The sequence below is a fragment of the Nocardia sp. NPDC004718 genome (assembly GCF_053601535.1).
On the sequence record NZ_JBSGCA010000017.1, the window covers coordinates 113,406 to 132,011 of the forward strand.

Sequence of the window (18,606 nt, forward strand, 5' to 3'; positions counted from 1 at the left end):
TCCCATCAGCTCACGCGACGGCCACCGGGTTGCGGAGGTGCAACCACGGGTCCGGATGCCCCCGCGGGATGCGCGGGCGGGCCGTCGACAGTATCGAAATATCGGGTTTCGCCTCTCGGCTCGATGAGGTCAACCCGCACCGTGCGCATCGGAATGCTCACGTCCACCGCGGTCGCGCTGACCTGGTTGATCGCGAGATCGACAGCGCGTCTGCGCGGACCGCCGGGCTCGCTGATGGTGACCGTCGTGTGCGCGCTGGACGCACGCGGCGGCAGGTGGTCGAAGACCGCGATGGTGGCCGGAGTCTCCGCCTCCGCGTTTGCTGCGCCGTGACCGTCGCCCGGGTCGGCCAAGCGCATCGAGCGCGGGTCGCCGACCGCGGTAACCAGTTGACGCCAGCTGTCCGGCCGCGCCGAATGGATCTCCACGTCCGCGCCGACCACCATCGCCCGCAGGATGATCTGCTGGGCGACGGGCAGCTTGGCATGGACGTCGATGGTGCGCCTGCGCGGGTTGAACCGGGCCGGGTCGAACAGCGGCAACGCCAGGGTGTGGCGCGGCTGCCCGCTGATCGCGCCGAGGATCTGGCCGTTCGGGCCGATCGCGACGGCCAGTTCGGCGGCGATGTCCTCCGGCGCGATGTCGGCGCCGGACTCGAAGCCGCGCAAGGCTCGGATCGAGTCGCCGGTGGGCAACGATGCCAGCAGGGCCGTCGACTGGTCGCCGCCCAATAGCCGCAGGTAGTCCGGCGGTTCGGTGGTGACAGCCGGGCCGATGAACCGGACCAGGGCGCGTGGACCGTCAGTGTCGGAGGTCAGGCTCACCACCAGGGTGGTGCGACCGCGGTTCCAGGTCCAGCAGTCGTCCAGGCCCACCCCGCCCAACCGGGACCAGTCGATCAGGAAGCTGGTCACGGACCGGCCTGGCACCGACGTCTGTAGATTGCTCCACGTTTCCTGGAGGTCGGAGAGCTCGATTCCCGCGTGCAGCAGGCGCGTCGCGTCCCGCAGCGCGGCGGCCGGCAGCGCGTGCGCCGCGATACCCCGCTCGCGCAGACGGCCCGCGATTCGATGTGTGGCGCTGGCCAGCGCTTTGGGGGCGACCACCGAGCACGGCCCGCGCTTGCTCAGCGCCGCCAGGTTGCGTTCCTGATCGAGCCGGACCACGAGCCAGGTCAGCCGGTCCCCCACCACCGGGTGGGAGCCGATCAGCTGGTCGTAGAGCATGCTGTAGCTACCGCTGGAGCGGACCCGCTGACCGGTCGTGACGATGTCGATGTCGACCGCGATGCCGAAGTGGTCCAGCATGGGAAGCAGCAGGTCGACCGGGATCGTGTCCTCGGTGTAGAGGGTTCGCTCGGCGATGACGGTGGGCAGATCCAGGTTCGGCGCGAGCTGGATCATCGCGATCAGCGTGTCGCCCGCCTCGTTGACGCCGCAGACACCCGCGGCGACCTGCACGTCGCGAATGCGCGCGGCCTGTGTGCGTTCGCGCGCCCGCGCGGTCCGGCCGGTGCGGTAGGCCACCCAGTCCAGCAACCAGCGCATACCGGTCCGCCCGTTCACCCGGACGGTCACCGTCGCGACCAGGACGGTGACCACCACCGCGCTCACCCACCACGGCGTCTTGGCCGACAGCCCGACCAGGAGCGGGCTGCCGACGACCACGAAGGCGGCGAACGGACCCCGCTCGACGCCGGCGACCCGTACGCTCGGAAAGCTCACCGGCGCCTCCGCATCGCGGAATTCAGGTGGCTACCGGCCAGGCCCAGCAGTACGGCGGCGAGGATGACGACGGTCGCGGTGATCGCGGGACGCAGGTCCTTCGCCCGCGGCGGAGGAGGCATCGGCAGTTCCGAGGACTGGAACAGGCCCGCGGGTTGCTGCGGCGGTGTGCGGTAGCTCAGGGCCGCGAGCGGATCGACCATGCCCGCGCCCACCATGTTGTCGATTCCGCGTGCCGGGGCGTGCGCGCTGGCTTGCAGGCGGGAGGCGATCTCGCGCGGGGTCTCATTGGGGAAGCGCGAGCGCAACAGGGCAGCCACACCGCTGACGTAGGCCGCGGCGAACGACGCGCCGCCCACGGGCACGAGCTTGTCCGGTTCGCCGACGCCGTTGATCAGGCCACCGCCGCCCGGGCCGAGCGATTCGATGCCGGTGCCCGGCGCGGCGACCGAAACCCACGGTCCGGTGAGCGACTCCGGCATGGGCGCGCCGGTCGCGGTGGTGAAACCGACCGTGAGCACGTCGGCGCCGAACCACCCTGGTGTGGAGATCGTCTTCACGTCGCGCCAGTTGCGCGCGTCAGCGGGGCGTGTCGGGTCGATGTCCGGGTTCTGCGTGCAACCGCCGCCGCCCGCGTTGCCCGCGCCGGTCACGATGAGCGCGCCGCGCACGTGGACGGCATAGCCGATGGCCGCCGACAGCATGGACTGATCCGGCTGCGCGTCCACTGGCAGGCAGATCGGCAGGGACACGGTGATGACACCGGCGCCTTGGTTCGCGGCGCGAGTGATCGCCCGGGCCAGCGTCCGGATCTCGACGGCGGTCCGCTGGCTCGGATCAGAACTCGGGTGTTCGGGACTGAACGCGCCGGAACGGGTGCGGAGGGAGATGATCCGCGCGTCCGGCGCCACACCGGAGAATCCGTCCGCGGGATCGGAGGTGGCCCCGATGATTCCCGCGACCAGCGTGCCATGTGCGTCGCAGTCGGACAGCCCGTCGCCACCCGCGGCGAGATAGTCGCCACCGCCCACCAAGTTGGGCAGGCGCGGGTGCGGCTGCACACCTGTGTCGATGACGGCGACGGTCACGCCGGCGCCCCGGCTGAGCGCCTTGGCGCGGCGCAGATCCAGCGCCAGTTCCGCCGGCGGAGTGCGGCTGAGGTCGCTGTCGGGCAGCGCGCCCGCGGCCAGGCAGCCCTTCTGCTGCTTCATCGGCTCTTCGGGTCCCGGCGGGTCGTCCGCGGGCGGCGCGCCGACCACGACCTGCGGCGGCTCCAGCGCCACAGCGGGGGCGGCGGTGATCACCAGCATCACCCCGGCGAGAACCGCGACCGCGGCACTGCCGACCTTCATCAGATTCCTCGCATAGCGGTGTAGACGCCCATGATCCAGAAGGCGAGCACCGGAACCACCAGGATCAGCGCGTACTCCACCAGATCGATGACACGCCGGGTGACCGGGGACAGCCGCTTCCCCGGCAGCCGGAGCGCGGCGACACACGCCGCCAGCGCCGCCAACGCCACCACGAGTCCGACCACGAGACGCGCGGCCGGCGTCTCGTAGGCGCCCACCTCGATGAATCCGACTCCGCACACGGTGACCACGGACCCGGCGATCAGCGCGATCGCCTGGACGCGGTCGGGGTGCCAGCGAGCGCGCATCGCCAGCAGGCCGCCGATGGCGGTGCCCATGACGATCTCGCGGATCCCACCGGGGCTGACCGCTGCCGAGATCACCGCGGAAAGCGCGAGCACCGTGGAGATCGCGGCGATCAGGCCGCGCAGACTGGTCACCGCGAGTCGGGCGCGGCCCTCGATACCGGCCTCTTCTGCGGTGCGCTGCCGTTCGCCGACCGCGGTGTGCTCGTCCCCTTCGCGCACCGTCTCCGCGTCGAAGATGTCGGTCAGCGTCGTCGGCGAGACCTCGTTGCCGGGGTCGGGCAGATCCGGCGGCCGGATGCGCGCGATGACCACGGCCAAGCGCGGCGCCGTGGTCAGCAGCACGATCCCGACGAACGCCACGCCGCCCGCGACCTGCCCGACGGACAGATCCACGTAGGTCAACGGCAGGGCCGCGATGGTCAGCGCGACGCCGAGCACCGTGACCGCCATCAGGGTCGCGATGCCCATCCTGCTCAACCGCATCATGGTGGCGGCGGCCACCGCGGCGACCACGGCCCCGGCCGCCAGATTGGCCGCGGCGAACGGCCCCGGCTGGTCGTAGGCGGGCGGCACCAGCATCGCCCCTCCGGCGAACAGCAGCGGCGTCGCCGCCAGCGTCGCGCCGAGGGTGATCATCGCCGGAGCGTTGCGCCTGCGCGACAGCGCGGCGCCCGCCCAGCACAGCCCACCGAGCAGCAGGGCGGGCAGGCCGCACCACAGGGTCGACCCGGTCATGGTCCACGACCAGGCCAGCATGGCGGCCACCGCCGAGGCCCCGATCCCGAGCACGGCCAGACCGACGATCGCGGCGGTGTTCGCGTCGAATTCGGCGAACTCGCGCTCGTTGATCAGAGCGAGGGCGTCGGTGATGTCCTCCACCACCGGCGTGAACACCTCCGCCGACTCGACCACCGCCAGCATCAGCACCGTGCCGTCGGTGACGTCGTGGTCGGCGAGGCTGCGCCAGCGCGGAATCGGCGGCTCGCCCGGGCGGGCCAGGCTCCACTGCCCTCGAGGCGGAGTGAAATCGACGCTCTCGTCGTCGATCGCCGAGGCCAGCACGACCAGCAGGTCATCGATGAACGTCTCGATGGTGAACTTGGTCGGCACCACCACATCGACCTGATACGTGGAAATCATCACGGCGATCCGAGCCCGTGCGACCTCCGCCGACGGCTGCGTCCCGGCAGGCGCGGGCGCGACGGCAGTACTCATCGCCACCCTCCGCGGTCACCGGAGTTGTCGGCGCCGCTGGAGAGGTACCCAGGGAATCCATCGGCCAGCCAGGCGGCCAGCTCTTCGAACGCGAGCACGGTCTCCTTCTCCAACAGCCGCAGGTCGATCTCGCCGCCCTCGGCCAAGTGCGCGTCGTAGGGCAGCACACAGGTGGGGCGCTGCGCGGTCTCGAACAACTTCTCGATCGCGTCCACGTCGACGGTCGGCTTCAGCGGCTGGTGGTGCACGATGCCGACGATCGACTTCGCGATCAAATGTTGCAGGCCGTGAGAACTCAGCCAGTTCAGGGTGGCCACCGCGCCGGTCACGCCGCCGACGGTAGCCGGAGTGACGACCACGACGGCGTCGCTGGTCTGCAACACCGTCGACGTGACCGAATCCAGCACACCGGTCCCACAGTCGACCACCAGCAGATTGAAGTGCTTGCGCAGCACTTCCACGGCGGTGCTGTACTCGCGGCCCGACAACGCCTCGGTGGCCTCGGTGGACCATGGGGAGGCGATCACCGCGAGGTCGGAGGAGTTGATCGAGGTGAACGACTGCACCGCGGAGAACGCGTCGAGATTCTGGGATTGCGCCAAATCGCGCAGGGTCAGGCCGTACGGGTGCCTGCAGGTGCGGGTCGAGAGGTCGCCGAAGTCCGGGTTCGCGTCGATCGCGACCACCCGGTCCGGGCGCAGGCCCGCGAAGGTCGACCCGAGCGTCGCCGCGGTGGTGGTGCGGCCGACGCCGCCCTTCACGCTGATCACCGCGATCTGATAGGTCGTGGTCAGCTGGGTCCGGATTCGCGCTTTGCGGTCCTCGGCACGCTGCTCGGCGGGCGAGAGCCCGAGGTTGAAACCGACTTTGTTCAGCGCGCCCCGCATTCCGGAGGAGGAGCGCAGCTGCGCGCGTTTCGCGGCGGAGATGTCGGCGAGCAGTTCGATCGAACTGAGCGCGGCGGGCAGCACCTCGATCCGCGGCGTCGGCTCATAGGCGGTGCGGTCGACGCGCTGGGGGACCCAGGGGGTCGCCGAGCCGGACGACCACTCCTGATTCGCGGATGCGGCGTCGGTGCGCGCGATCGCTTGGGACGGCGTGGCGGACTGCTGCTCGGCCCGGTACTGCTCGGCGGACCGCTGCTGTGCCGAATACTGTTGCGCTGCTCTCGGCGCGGCCGCAGGCGGCGCTGAGTAATCCGGCGAAGGCGCGCCCGCCTGCGGCGGAGCGGAATTGGCCTGCGGTGGTGGTGTACTCGCCTGCGCGGGCGGGACATTCGTCTGGGGCGGCGGCGCGCTTGCCTGCGCATTCATTTGCGGAGGCAGCGTGCTCGCGCCAGTCGGCGGCGTCACCATCGCCTGTGTGGAGCGTGGATCGGATTCCCCGGCGGGCGGCCGTGGCTCACGCGGCGCGCCGATCACGGGGTCGACGAGGGTGGGGTTCTCGGCGTCCTGCCGGGTCTCGGGGGCGGGGCCGGGTGCGACGGCCGCGTCGCTCAGCTCGTTCGTCGGTGCGAAGTACGCGTCGTAACCACCGCGAGCGCGCGCGGACTCGGCCGAATGACCGTTGATGCTCGGTGCTCGGTTCATTTCCGTCGTCCTCTCGACAAACACGGTCCGACGTTCAGTTCAGTCTGCTGGTGTCGAACCAACTTCGGCCGGGCAGCAGGTCGACCAGCGCCCCGATACCCGACCGCAATGCCGCGTCATCACCCGGCGCATATCTCGCCCACTTCTGTCCGTCCATCGCGACGCTCGGCGTCACGATGACTCGCCCCGACAGCGTATCCAGCACGTTCACACTGAATTCGGGCTGCGCCGAGCTCCCGTCATGGTGCTCGATGATCACCACCTCCGCCCGTCGGACCACCTCGTCCAGAACCCGGCTCAGCACCGCGGCGGCATGCGGTTCCGCACCGAGTTCCACCAGAGCACGCCGCCGTTCGTCCTGGTCGTCGGGAATCTCGCCGAATTGCTCGACGGGCGCGGCGATCGACTCGAACCGCAACGCCTGCGCCGGACCGAGCGCGGACGCGACAGCGGCCGACAAGGTGTCGAGCTGGCGGTCCTGCTGGAACACCGACTGAATGACGACGTGGTCGTCGGAGCGCACCGCGAGCACATGGGTCTCGCCCGCGCGCACCAGCGACATTCGCAGCATTCCCTTCGACTCGCCATCCAACCCGGTATCCAAGATCCGGACATCCATTTCCACATCCGGGCGGTACAGACATGTGAGCCAATACTCGACCATCGGGTGCACGCGACCGTCCTCGAGCACGCCCACTTCGGTGAGCTGCGCGGCGACTGCGGCATGCACCCGATCCCGATCCTCGATGCGGTAGATATTCGGCAGCAGCGCCAATACCGGCGGATAGGAATCGATGCCGACCAAATGCTGTAACAGCAGGGCGGCATCGACATTCAGGTCGATTGCTACTGGATCGTCTTCCACACCTTCCCCGAATGCATTGTGATCATCTTCCTCGACTGGATACCCGACTTCGGCGTGCTTCACCGGGGAGGTTCTGCGGAGGCGAGCACCTCTTCGTCTTCGTTTCGTTCGATGACGCCGACCGCCAGTACGGGCTCGAACGCCGGCTCGTCCCGGCCATCACGATCCTCGTACTCGATCACCCCGATGACAGGGGCTTGCTCGAGCACCGGAACTTCCTGCGGTTCGCCCGGTACGAACACCTTCGACGGCTTCTTCTCGTCGTCGCGGCGTCGTCGCATCCGCGCCTTGGGCGCGACCGCGCCGCGGGGCGGCCCTTTCCGGGCCATCGGTCCGGACGCCGCTTGCTGCGGTATGGCGCCGAATGCCCTTCCCGCTCCCGGACTCCAGTTGGCAGGCATCCGGAACCCGGTCGCAGCGCCCGGCATCGATCCGAGGCCACCACGAGCCATATTCAGCGCGACGAGACTACCGGCACCACCACTCAATCCGGCCAATGTCGGCGAGTTCTGCGATGTGCCGTAGAGCCAGGACTGGTCCGCGGCCCCGTCTCCTGCGCCGTTCGCTCCCGAATCGCCGGACCAACCACTGGGATCCGCATTCGCCAACTGCTCGGGATTGGTGCCCGGGTTCGCCGGATCCGTCGGCTGTGTCGGATCCGTCGGCTGAGTCGGATCGGTGGGTCGAGTGGTATCCGTGGGTTGGGTCGTATCGGTGGGGGTCTTGTCGCCAGCCGATTCGGACCCACCGTTATCCGATCCGGTCAACCTCTCGCTCGTCGACGAGGTAGACGACGTATGTGTCTGAGTTGGACCGATTTCGGTACGGTTGGCCGGGTTGTCGTATGACAGGAATTGCGTCTGCGGGTCCGGCCCCGCGCCGCCAGTCACGATAGGCGGCGCCTGGACCGGTGGCGGCAGTGCGGCGAGCGTGGGCACCAGCGCCCCGGCGTAAGCGGCCATCACCCCGAGGGCGGCGCCTCTGAGCGCGAGCAATTCGGCCTCGGCTTCCACGATCGCCGGCCCGCTCAACGGGCCCATGCCTCCGGCAAGCGCGATTCCCTCCTGCAACCGGACCTGGGCGACCTTGGCGGCGACTGCCGCCATGGCGGCCTTCGCCGCAGAGCAGATGTCAGCCGCTCGGTCCAGCAACTCGCCGGTCGTCTCCGCCACCGCGGCCTGCTCACGCATCCATGCCGCGTGTTTACGGAACGCCGCCTGCGCCTGCTGGGAGGTGAGCGCTTGAAAGGTCCCGCCCATCTGGAGCATCGAGCTGTCGGTGTTGGCCGCGGCGGCATTCAATTGCATGGCCATAGCCCGGTAGGCATTCGCGGTCAACCGCGTCGTGGTGACCCCATCGCCGGCGAGCAGCGGGGCGATGATCGCCTCCGGTGCCAACGCGCCGAATACGACAGCAAGCATCTCATCAGCTTTCGCTCGGGCTATCCAGGCCTAGATTGCCGCTGACGCGATGTCCACCTGGGTACCACCGACCATGTCGCCGGCGGCGAAGGCGACACCGACCTCCGGCAGGGCAACCGCACCTTCGCTTCCCATGGCGACTCCGTTCGCCGTGGTGGGAAAGAACAACCCTGCTTGCTTGCCGCATGCGGCGGGAATGAGTGCGCTCACGTCGTCGAGACCCGGCGGAAACGGGACAGCGACGGGCGCGGCCGCACCGAGCATCAACATCAAGTCCTCCGCGCTGACGCCGAGCTGGGAAGCGATAACCGGGAGATGATCCGGATCAACAGCGAGATACATGGAAGTCTCCTAACGACCGGCACCACTCTTTGCGAGTAGTACATCGAAAACGCTAAGGCATTCCCAGCGATGGGAATGCCGTGAAAATGGGGCTGCACGTGGGGTCTTGCGGGCCGCGGTGCCCACTCGGACCGCACCCGATCCAGCCCGAAGAGGTTCAGGGCTGAACCGGGCCGCCCGGTCGGCGGCCGCTCTGTGCGACGACGTTCACGCACCTCATGTCGGCAGCGTCTACGCGACCGTTTGCCGGCACAGGCACTGCGGCCGACGTTCGGCAACCGGATGTACACGGTAGCCCTCGGCAGTACCGGCTCCTCGTTTCATCCGGTCACAACGGTATGCACCGGGCCCTGGTCGACGGTATCGGGATGTTCGACACAAGAGCGGGGGCCGGCAGAAAGAAGTCGATGCCATCCATGTTCCGGAGAACAAGGACGGCATCGACAGCCATATCCATGGAGATCGGTTCGGCTTCCAACTCTCCCACCACGAGCGTCAGGCGACTCGCCCGTCGAGGCCCTGGGTGGCGGACGGGACCGCGTCGGCCCGACGACTACGTGAACAGGCCCGAAAGCCGGTGATCCAGTGTCTGCACATCGCCACCACTGCCGGAAATCTTGGTCACCTTTCCGTTCAGGTGCGCCATGGCAGCCTCGAGCGCACCCAGCCTGGAGTGAAAATCCCGAGTGATGTCCGAGAAGGCGTTGGCGCCGTCACCTTGGAAGGTTGCCAGCGTCTCATCCCAGCGCTTCTTGACATCCGGAATGATCTGTTCGCGAATGCGGCCGATGATTTGTTCGGTATCGGCGGTGAGTCCATCCACCTGCCCGTAGACGTTCTTAATTCTGCCCATTGTCCTCAAACCTTTCTAGAGCTGTATCGGGTTTCGTGGCCGTCAGAAATTGAGGTCGATCTTCGACTGATCCTGGCCGATGGCGGAGGTGTTCTCCATATGATTGTTGGCCCATGTGCCAGAGGCGTTTCCGACGTCGGTCACGCCGTCGTTACCCAGCCGCGCGATCTCACCCGCCCGATCCATACCCTCCGCATCGGCCTGGATCCTGGCCGCGTCCATCGGATCCATGATGCGGGTCTGCAACATGTTGCACAAGCTCTTGATGTGCTCGTACGTATTGCCGACCGCGTTGTAGATAGCAGTGCCGATCTCACCCTCCACGGCGGCAGGGAACTGATGCTGCACTCCGGACAATGCTTGCCCGGCCGACTCGAACTCGCCCAGAATAGTGGCGAACTGCACTCGGGCCTTACTCAAGGTATCGTGGTCGATTTCAGTGGTAAAACTCATGGCTCCTTGCCATTCCTTTCGAAAAATGTGTTTTTGCCGCTCGGCACGCCTACCGAGAAGCCTCATGGTCGGCGGTTCCCGCCTCGCGTACCGAAGCTGTCGAGCACCCCCATGAGCACCGCATTCGCAGTCGTGTCCTCCGGGGTGTCGTCCTCGTCGCATTCGATGACGCCGATCGCCGGCGGTCGCTCCAGCACCGGCACGTCGAGCTGTTCACCTGGTATGGAGTCCTTCCCAGGCCTGCCCTTGTCCTCCTTCCTGAAACACCGCGTCCGAGGGGCCGGGACACTGACACCCCGGCAGGCGGCACGAGTACCGGACGCCATCGGTTGCCTGCGCGTACGGTGCGGCTCCAGAGACGACGTCCTGGCCCAACGCATCCGGCCCGCGATCACCGACACCCGAATCGGCCGTTGAACCGGCCGACGACAGCGCACGCTCCACCATTACGCCCATGGCGAGAATCGATGCCTCGTCGATGCCGGCGCGGGCGGCCGACACGGCAACCAACGACGCTGCTCCGGGGCAGCTGGGGAGGATCCGATTCGCCTGCGTCCCCTCGGCGACGTACACGTCGAACGGCATGACTCGCCCTCTCTCTACCGGGCTACACGGTCGGTCAACTGCCGACAGCGGCGGCGCTACGGCTGACGAGAGCGTCGCAGACCGAATCGGCGGTCTCATAGTGAATTCCGACCGAGACAGAAGCGTTGTGGTACGGATTCGGTTCGGCGATACCGGCATTGCTGTCGATGCGAGTCACCCACAGCGTCGGCTTCGCGGCACCGAGTCGGGCACTGATCACGGGAAGTTGTTCGGTAGGAACTGGCACTGGAACCATCGAAGCCTCCAATCGATCGGTGCCACTCACACTCGAGCGGTACACCAAGAACGCTAAGCTATTCCCAACCTTGGGGGACAAAGGAACCTCGGCCGTGCGGCGCGTTCACTCCGGCGTCCACGCGGCTTGGACCAAGTCCTTGCGGGAATGCAGCGGCTCCACGAAGATTCCCCTTCCCACCGGCTGTTTGGTGGGCTTCACGTCACCGATGAGCATGCCGTCCAGCCTCGACCCATCGAGGATGATGCCGGAGCAGTTGAGGTTCTTGATCTGCCCGAGAACGCTGTCGTACATCGCGGAATCGGCTTGGGCGATATTCCGGGCCGCGATGACATGCAGCCCGGTATCGCGGCCATCGATCATGAGCTCCCGCAAGGGATCGAGCGGATTGAGCTGTCCGCGTTGGACAACCATGTGGTAGTCATCGATGACGACGAAGATTTCCGGCCCGCTCCACCACGAACGATCCCTGAGCTGTTGCGGTGTCACATTGTCCGGCGGACGCCTGCTTCTCATCTTGGCGACGAACGGCGGCAGATTCTCGCTGAGATCCCGAGCGCTGGTCAGATAGCCGACCAACTGGTCGCCGGGCAAGGCTTCCATATGCTGGCGTCGGTAATCGATCAGCAACACCCGCGCCTGATCCTTGGTGAAACGGGTGCGGATGGACTCCAGTAGTGCCGATACCACCGTCGACTTTCCGGAGCCCGACGAGCCCAGCACGACCAGATGCGTAGATACGCCGAAGTCGTGCACAGCGGGACCGAGGTCGGATTCCCGGACACCGAACGGCACGACCAGTCGCTGCGCGAGATCGGTCGGCTCGGGGATACGCGCGAGAACCTCGCTCAGCGAGACCTGGCTCGGCAGCAACCTTACTTCCGGTGCCGTACGACCGTCGTGTGTCCGCCGCAATTGGTCGGCAACGGCGGTCAGTCCGGCAGCAACCGACTCGGCATCGCCATTCCCGTCCGCACGTGGCAGTGCGGTGAGCATGTGCAATCCTTCAGAGGAAATACACCGGCCCGGCCGATTCGGCGGGATGGCCGCCACGACACTCCGCTGCCCGGTGAACACCGTATCGGTCAGGTCACCCAACCGCATTTCCAGGCGGGTCTGCACCATGTCCTTGATCTGTGGCCGGATCGCCGCCCACCGCGAACTGCTGATGACAAGATGGATACCGTAATTGAGGCCCTGTACCGCAATGGATTCCATCGTGGGCATGTACTCGTCGTAGAAGGGCCCATTCGTCGCGAATCCGATGTCCCAACCGTCGACGACGATGAACACATCCCCGTGGACATCGCCGGCCGCGGTCAACCGCGCGGACTCGGCGGCGGAGCCGCGGCGACGCCGAAACTCACGCATCGAATCGATGCCGAGTTCGGTGAACAGCGTCTGCCGCATGGCGATCAAGTTGTTGATCAACGCGAAAGTCCGTCGAATACGGTCGGTGTCACGTGCGGAGGCCACGGAACCGACATGCGGCACGGCGCGAAGACCGGACAGGCCGCCCGAGAAGTCCAGGCAATAGAACTGCACCTGTTCGGGCGTGTGGGTCATGGCGGCCGATACGACCAGGGTCTGCAGCGCGGTCGACTTCCCCGACTGCGGGCCACCGACCACGGCCACGTGGCCGCCCGCGCTGGACAGATCGACCGACCACACGTCCTGGCGCTGCTGGCGTGGCTTGTCCACGATCGCCAGCGGAAGCTGCAGCGCGCCTCGGGGAACGGCACCGACGAGCTTGTCAAGGGTGGGCGGCGTGCCGAGCGGCGGCAGCCACATCTTGTGCGCGGGCCTGCCGTGGCCGGCGAATTGCTGCAGCACGGTCTCCATGATGGTCACCGGCTCGCCTTCCAACGCGGGCGTCGGCGCGACCGGCTGCGGCGCGGCGATCGAGGCCGGACGCGCGTCGGCAATATGCGCCGCGGTGAAACGCTGCGGCGGCCGATATCCGCCCCCGGCACGCCGCACCCGCTGTGCGTTGGCCGTGGAGTTCTGCACCGGCGCGGTGTAGGGCTCACCGACATACGCGGCTTGGAACCGTTGCAGATCGCCTGCGCCGACGCGGAGGTAACCGGCGCCGGGCTTCTTCGGCAAGTGATAGGCGTCGGCGGTGCCGATGGCGTCGCGCGAGTCGCTGGTCTGGTTGGTGCGCAGCGCCACCCGGTACGACAAATGGGCCTCGAGTTCGCCCATCCGGTTGGCAGGCACCTTCTGCGAGGCGAGCAACAGGTGGATGCGCAGCGATCGACCGAGCCGGCCGATGGCCACGAACAGTTTGGAGAAGCCAGGATGCTGTTCGAGCAGTTCGGCGAACTCGTCGAGAATGATCAGCAGCGTGGGCATGGGGGGCAGGTCCGCGCCTTGCTCGCGCACTCGTTCGTAGTCCGCCACGCTGGCGAAGTTGCCCGCATCGCGCAGAATACGTTGCCTGCGGGCCATTTCGCCGTTGATCACGTCTTCCATACGGGTGACGAGATCGGCTTCCTCCTCCATGTTCGTCACGACGGCGGTGACATGGGAGAGACGGTCGAAGCCGAGGAAGGTGGCGCCACCCTTGAAGTCGACCAGCAACAAGTTCAGCACGTCCGGGGAGTGCGTCGCGATTGCCGAGAGAACCAGGGTGCGCAGGAATTCCGATTTGCCGGAGCCGGTCGCGCCGATGCACATGCCGTGCGGGCCCATGCCTTCCTCGGCGGACTCCTTGATGTCGAGATAGACCACACCGCCCGCCGGATCGTGCCCAAAGGGGATGTTCAACCGCGAGCGGTCCGCGTCTCGGCGCCGGGGCCACTGCAGATCGATGCGCACCGCGCCCGGATCGGGCAGACCGACCATTTCCTCCCAGGAGGTGCCGCCGCTGGCTTGCTCGGCGGCCACCGCCTCCACCACTGTGGACAGCCGGTACGGCGAGATACTGCGCGCCATCCTGGTCATCGCCGCCACCGACAGCGTGTCGGCGACGCCGACGCGACGCAGACCGCGGACGGTTACTTCGTTGAGCGACCGGTCGTCACTCACGGTGAAACGCAGGGCGCGGGGCAGATTCTGTTCGGTGGCGCCCAGCCGCAACCAGGTGCAGCCGTCGATGCCGGAGATGTCACGGTCGCTCGCGGGCCCGGCGACGTCGACGAGCAGCAGGAAGTGCGTGCGATCCAAGGTGGGCTGCGAATTCGCCGAGAACGGACCGCGATTGAGTCCGGCGAGCACCTTGGTGCGCAGTTCGGCGACGGTGCGGTAGACCATCCGGCTGGAGCCGATGGCGTCGGTTTCGTTCGGATGCTGGGTGTGCGGCAGCCATTTCAGCCAGGACCATTCCGGCGCGTCCGGGTCGGACAGCACCGCCGCGACCGCCACCTGGTCCGGTCCGTGCAGCACTACCACCTCGGCGATCATCGCGCGGACCAGCCCGGACACCAAGCGCGGGTCGCCATCGATGCCCACCTGCGGCGCCGACAGCAGATTGATCGCGACCGGCATACCGCCGACCGTGGAATAGGCCTTGGCGAAGCGGGTCAGCTCGACGACGCCGACCGGGTCCAGATCGGACGTGGGCGCGGCTTCGGGGACGATCACGCGCACCTGGTTGGCGATGCGCCCGCGGCCGACCCGCACCCGCAGGAACTGCGGACTCGCGACCTGCACCTCCCACATCCGCTTGCCGCCGATCAACCGGGCGATCTCGTCAGGACCAGGGTGGGTGTACCGCAGGAAGGCATACAGCTCGGCTTCCGCCGCGTGCACCGTCTTCCGGTTGTCGGTAATGCTGCGCAGGTAGTCTTTGCGTTCCTCGTTCAGGCTCGCGGCGCCGCCGCTGGAGTTGCCGCCGAGCGCGCCGCCCATCATGCCGAACATCGACACGAGCATCATGGCCGGAAACATCAGCGTCATCGGGTTCACGGCTCCGCCGCCGCGGAACATCATCACCATCATGCCGCACATGGCCGCCACCATGACCACGGGCATGATCATCCGCAGCCGCGAAGGCGGAACCGGTTTGGGCAGCTCGGTCGGCGGTTGCAGCCGCAACTCGGTCACGGCAGGCGCTTTGGGACCGCGCACCATCCGTGCAGGCCGGACGAATCGGCGCGTGCTGGTCACTGTGTTCCCCCGAGCCCGGCAACGATCTTGTTGTTCGGAATTCCGTCGTGTTGGATGCGAGCTTCCTTCTGGGACAGGGCGGGTCCGACTGCGAAGAGCGAGATGATGCTCCACGGCGCCGGGACCGGGGCACGCAGGGCGAGCGACGTCAAGGTGGGATCGCCGCCAGCGCTGTTCGGCTCGGTGATGAGGCCGTAGCGCACGCCGCTGTCGGAGACCCAGTAGAGCGATTCCCGCAACGGTGATCCCGGCTCGGTTCCGGTCACCTGCACGAAACGGCCGGTGTCCCTGGGCAGGTAGGCAGCATCCGCGGTGGTGCCGCGTGAGGCGGCGGAGGTCACCAAGTCCACGGCGCGACCCTGTTCATCCTTCGTCAGCGGCAACTGTCTCCCCACCAGCAGCTCGGTGGCCGCGTTCGGATCGTTTCCCGAGCGCGACCAGTGCAAGCAGGTCACGCCGGACCGCTCCGGGTCGACCAAGCGAATGGGACGGGTCGGGTAGGTGGCGGTGCCCGGCCACTGCCCGGGGCGCAGGTTCGCCGCGATCACGTCGGGGCCGACGGTGCGAGTGGACACCGCGCCTTGCGAGTCGGCGTTGCGCACCATCGCCGCCAGCACCGAGCTGACCCGCACCAACCCCGACTGTGAGACGAGGTAGTACGAAACTCCTTGGTCCGGCGTAGATACGGTGAGCACCGACCCGACCGGAGTGGTGAATCCATTGTTCAGCGTGACCGACTCGCCCTTACCCGGTACGTCGGGCACCCGCAACGGAGGAGCCTCGGGAATAGCGTTGACCAAGCCTTTGGACGCCGCCATCACCGGAGCGGTCGAATCGATGCCGAGCGCCATGGCCACCGCGGTCGTCGCGAGATCGATCGCGGCGCGCACCACGCCTTTCTCGGCGTCGCCGTACACCAACCAGGTCGTGGTGTCGTCACGCAGCAAACGGGCCTCACCGTCGCCCAGTGCGCGATTGGTGTCGCCGTCCAGGGTGAGCGGGCCGCCGATCGCCGTCGTGCGCACCGCGGAGCGACTCACGGTCGGCAGACCGGTCGCGGGGTTGACCGGCGCCGCCGCACCCGTTCGCGCCGTGTCGCACACCGTCCACGACGAGTCCCTCTCGCCGGTGTCGACGATGCTGCCGGGCGCACCAGGAATGCCGACCCACGGCCCGCGGGGATATTTGGACAGCTCGTCCCGGGAGACCTGCACCGGCTTGTCGGGGGACCCGACGATCAACCGGGCCGACGTCAGATTCAGCGCCGGGAACAGCCGGTTGTTCACGCGCACGAACAGCGCGCCGGTGTCCTTCTCCGCGATGATCTTCGAGTCCCCCACCTTCTTGGCGGGCTTGAAGAACGCCAGCACGGCAGCGCCCGCGATGATCACGCACGCGAGCGCGATGCCGACGGTCAGCGCGGTCGAGCGACCGCGCTGCGGGTCATCGATCATCGACGCGTCGCGACGGACCAGCGCGTGCTCGATCCGGCGCAGCAGAAAGCGCCAGCCGGAAATCTGGTGTTTGGTCACAACCCGGAAGCGCGCCACCGGTTCTCGTTCCTTCCGCCGCCCTGCCACCACACCGTAACCAGCGGTTACGGCATGAATACGACCACTATTCCCAGCGTCGGGAATAGTGGATCAGCGGACGCCTCACACCCGCGTGCTCGGCGCCAAACCCTCCAGCGCCGCGGTGACATCGAACGCGTCGATCGTCATCAGCTCCTGGTCGGTCATCGCGGCGATATCGGCGTTCTCCCTGGTGAAGCGATAGTCGCGCTCGGCTTCGGCGGCCTCGACCACGTTGCGCACGAAACGGCCGTTGCCGGCCAGATCGATCAGTCGCCTGCCGTTCTTGGTCTGCCCCGCCAACTCCTCACACCGCAGCCGCAGCACTTCGCGCGCTTGCTCGGAGAGGATCGAGTCCTTCTTCCGCGCGATGTGTTCGGCGATCTGCACCAGCTCGTCGGCCCCGTAGCTGGCGAAACGGATGCGCTTGGTGAAACGGGACGCCAGGCCGTCGTTGGATGCGAGGAACCGGTCGATCTGGTCCTCGTATCCCGCGATGATCACGACGAGTTTGTCGCGATCGTTCTCCATCCGGGCCAGCAACGTGTCGACCGCTTCTTTGCCGAACGCGTCGCCGCCGGACAGACCTTCCTGGATCAGCGTGTACGCCTCGTCGATGAACAGCACACCGCCGAGCGCCGTGTCGATCAGCGCGTTGGTCTTGGGGGCCGTGTGGCCCAGGTGGGTGCCGACCATGTCGTTGCGGGAGACCTCGATGACATCGGCGTTCTCCACGACGCCCAGGCCGGCGAAGATCTTGGCGATCACGCGTGCGATGGTCGTCTTACCGGTGCCGGGTGGCCCCGAGAAGATCAAATGCTGCGACTTGGAATCGACCGCGAGCCCGCGCTTGGCGCGCACCTGGTCCATCAGCACGCCGGACTTGAGCCGGTCGACCTGTTCCTTGACCGAGTCCATGCCGATCTGCGCCTGCAGCAGATCGGAGGCCTCCGCGAGAAGACTCTCACGCTCCGCACGCGCCGCGGTGGCGGCCGCCTCGCGCGGATCGTCACCCGTCTTCGGATCCCACTTGTTGGTGCGGGAAGCGATGAGTTCCGCGGTGGCGACCTCGAATCGGTACGCCTTGTCCCGAACCGCGCGCTGCCATTCCTCGCGCTCGGGCCACAGCGCCGAGCCCTGCAGTCCTTTGAGGACCTTGTCGGCGGCTTCGTGATCGCCGTTATGCCGCATCAGCATGCCGAGCAAGAAGTGCGCGTCGGCCCAGATGTAGGACAGACTGCCCGAGGAGCTGTCCTCCACGATCCGCTGCGCGCGCGGCATGGCCTCGCCGAAGCGACCCAGATGCGCCAACGACTGCGCGGTCATCAACTCCGCGGCGATGTCCAGCAGACCGTCTTCCAGTACCGGCCGCGCGCTGCGCAGGGCGAGCACATCCGGCCATTGCTTCGTCCGGAAGTACAGCGACATACGCACGAAATCGGATACGTCGTCGCGCGGAACCTCGTCGAGAATCGCCGCGGCCTCCTGCCATTCACCGCCTTCGGCATACGAGCATGCCTGCGCGATGGCGATTTGGTCGCGGTCGGCCATCGCGACGCGCAGGCCGTACATGCCGATCTCGACCTGGCACCACAGGGCGCGATCGACCAGACCCGCCCGTTGTTGATCGCGGTAGAGGTTGTGCACCGAACGATAGGCGCCATAGATCACCTCAGAGGTGACCTCCCCCGCCATGGCGCGCCCGAGCCAGGCATCGCACATGTCCGGGTCGAGGTCCGTGGCAGCCCGAAACGCTGCCGCCGCGTGCTGTTCGTTGCGCACGCCACCGGCGACCAACCCAAGATTCTGAACACCCGTGTAGAACGCGTCCTCGGCCGCTGACACTCGGACTTCCCTTCCGCCGATCTAGCCTCATCGAACGATAGATTCCGGCGGTCACGCCCAGGACTCGACGGCTTCCCAATAATGGGAAGGCCGCAGCATGGCGGTCGCCCGGCCAAG

Annotated in this window: 15 protein-coding genes; all 15 read right to left on the reverse strand. The window is 67.4% G+C overall.

Going from position 1 to position 18,606, the window contains the following annotated elements; translation table 11 throughout:
- Positions 1–5: 5 nt before the first annotated feature.
- Positions 6–1,724, reverse strand: coding sequence for a type VII secretion protein EccE (eccE, locus tag ACWEH3_RS15710; RefSeq protein WP_450018439.1), 1,719 nt, complete (start codon positions 1,722–1,724; stop codon positions 6–8).
- Entirely contained in the window at positions 1,721–3,076 is a 1,356-nt protein-coding gene (gene mycP, locus ACWEH3_RS15715) for a type VII secretion-associated serine protease mycosin (RefSeq protein WP_450018441.1), read from the reverse strand. Before mycP ends, eccE begins: the two co-directional genes overlap by 4 nt.
- Entirely contained in the window at positions 3,076–4,599 is a 1,524-nt protein-coding gene (gene eccD / locus ACWEH3_RS15720) for a type VII secretion integral membrane protein EccD (protein WP_450018443.1), read from the reverse strand. The genes mycP and eccD overlap by 1 nt, the downstream gene beginning before the upstream one ends.
- Positions 4,596–6,188 (reverse strand): AAA family ATPase, encoded by a 1,593-nt coding sequence (locus tag ACWEH3_RS15725; protein ID WP_450018445.1) that lies wholly within the window; start codon positions 6,186–6,188, stop codon positions 4,596–4,598. The genes eccD and ACWEH3_RS15725 overlap by 4 nt, the downstream gene beginning before the upstream one ends.
- A gap of 34 nt (positions 6,189–6,222) precedes the next feature.
- On the reverse strand, positions 6,223–7,053 hold the full coding sequence (locus ACWEH3_RS15730) for an ESX secretion-associated protein EspG (RefSeq protein WP_450018447.1): 831 nt from the start codon (positions 7,051–7,053) through the stop codon (positions 6,223–6,225).
- A 59-nt stretch (positions 7,054–7,112) separates the two neighbouring features.
- Entirely contained in the window at positions 7,113–8,474 is a 1,362-nt protein-coding gene (locus tag ACWEH3_RS15735) for a PPE domain-containing protein (protein WP_450018449.1), read from the reverse strand.
- A gap of 30 nt (positions 8,475–8,504) precedes the next feature.
- A complete protein-coding gene (locus ACWEH3_RS15740; protein WP_364431854.1) occupies positions 8,505–8,816 on the reverse strand; it encodes a PE domain-containing protein in 312 nt (103 codons plus the stop codon).
- Between the two features lie 553 nt (positions 8,817–9,369).
- Positions 9,370–9,669, reverse strand: coding sequence for a hypothetical protein (locus ACWEH3_RS15745; protein WP_450018452.1), 300 nt, complete (start codon positions 9,667–9,669; stop codon positions 9,370–9,372).
- 42 nt (positions 9,670–9,711) lie between these two features.
- On the reverse strand, positions 9,712–10,122 hold the full coding sequence (locus tag ACWEH3_RS15750) for a hypothetical protein (protein ID WP_450018454.1): 411 nt from the start codon (positions 10,120–10,122) through the stop codon (positions 9,712–9,714).
- Between the two features lie 62 nt (positions 10,123–10,184).
- Positions 10,185–10,325 (reverse strand): hypothetical protein, encoded by a 141-nt coding sequence (locus tag ACWEH3_RS15755; protein WP_450018456.1) that lies wholly within the window; start codon positions 10,323–10,325, stop codon positions 10,185–10,187.
- A gap of 10 nt (positions 10,326–10,335) precedes the next feature.
- Complete coding sequence (locus tag ACWEH3_RS15760) at positions 10,336–10,707, reverse strand: hypothetical protein (RefSeq protein ID WP_450018458.1); 372 nt, start codon at positions 10,705–10,707, stop codon at positions 10,336–10,338.
- A 34-nt stretch (positions 10,708–10,741) separates the two neighbouring features.
- Entirely contained in the window at positions 10,742–10,993 is a 252-nt protein-coding gene (locus ACWEH3_RS15765; protein ID WP_450018460.1) for a hypothetical protein, read from the reverse strand.
- Positions 10,994–11,068: 75 nt separating this feature from the next.
- On the reverse strand, positions 11,069–15,010 hold the full coding sequence (gene eccCa, locus ACWEH3_RS15770; protein ID WP_450018462.1) for a type VII secretion protein EccCa: 3,942 nt from the start codon (positions 15,008–15,010) through the stop codon (positions 11,069–11,071).
- Positions 15,011–15,069: 59 nt separating this feature from the next.
- Positions 15,070–16,623: a type VII secretion protein EccB gene (gene eccB, locus ACWEH3_RS15775; RefSeq protein WP_450018464.1), complete on the reverse strand. Its 1,554-nt coding sequence runs from the start codon at positions 16,621–16,623 to the stop codon at positions 15,070–15,072.
- Positions 16,624–16,728: 105 nt separating this feature from the next.
- Positions 16,729–18,489, reverse strand: coding sequence for a type VII secretion AAA-ATPase EccA (eccA, locus tag ACWEH3_RS15780; protein ID WP_450018466.1), 1,761 nt, complete (start codon positions 18,487–18,489; stop codon positions 16,729–16,731).
- Positions 18,490–18,606: the final 117 nt, after the last annotated feature.

Bases quoted from the DNA above. Each gene is read 5' to 3' on its own strand.
- ACWEH3_RS15735 (WP_450018449.1), bottom strand. From the start codon at position 8,474: ATGCTTGCTGTCGTATTCGGCGCGTTGGCACCGGAGGCGATCATCGCC.
- ACWEH3_RS15760 (WP_450018458.1), bottom strand. From the start codon at position 10,707: ATGCCGTTCGACGTGTACGTCGCCGAGGGGACGCAGGCGAATCGGATC.
- ACWEH3_RS15725 (WP_450018445.1), bottom strand. From the start codon at position 6,188: ATGAACCGAGCACCGAGCATCAACGGTCATTCGGCCGAGTCCGCGCGC.
- eccD (WP_450018443.1), bottom strand. From the start codon at position 4,599: ATGAGTACTGCCGTCGCGCCCGCGCCTGCCGGGACGCAGCCGTCGGCG.
- mycP (WP_450018441.1), bottom strand. From the start codon at position 3,076: ATGAAGGTCGGCAGTGCCGCGGTCGCGGTTCTCGCCGGGGTGATGCTG.
- ACWEH3_RS15745 (WP_450018452.1), bottom strand. From the start codon at position 9,669: ATGGGCAGAATTAAGAACGTCTACGGGCAGGTGGATGGACTCACCGCC.
- ACWEH3_RS15740 (WP_364431854.1), bottom strand. From the start codon at position 8,816: ATGTATCTCGCTGTTGATCCGGATCATCTCCCGGTTATCGCTTCCCAG.
- ACWEH3_RS15750 (WP_450018454.1), bottom strand. From the start codon at position 10,122: ATGAGTTTTACCACTGAAATCGACCACGATACCTTGAGTAAGGCCCGA.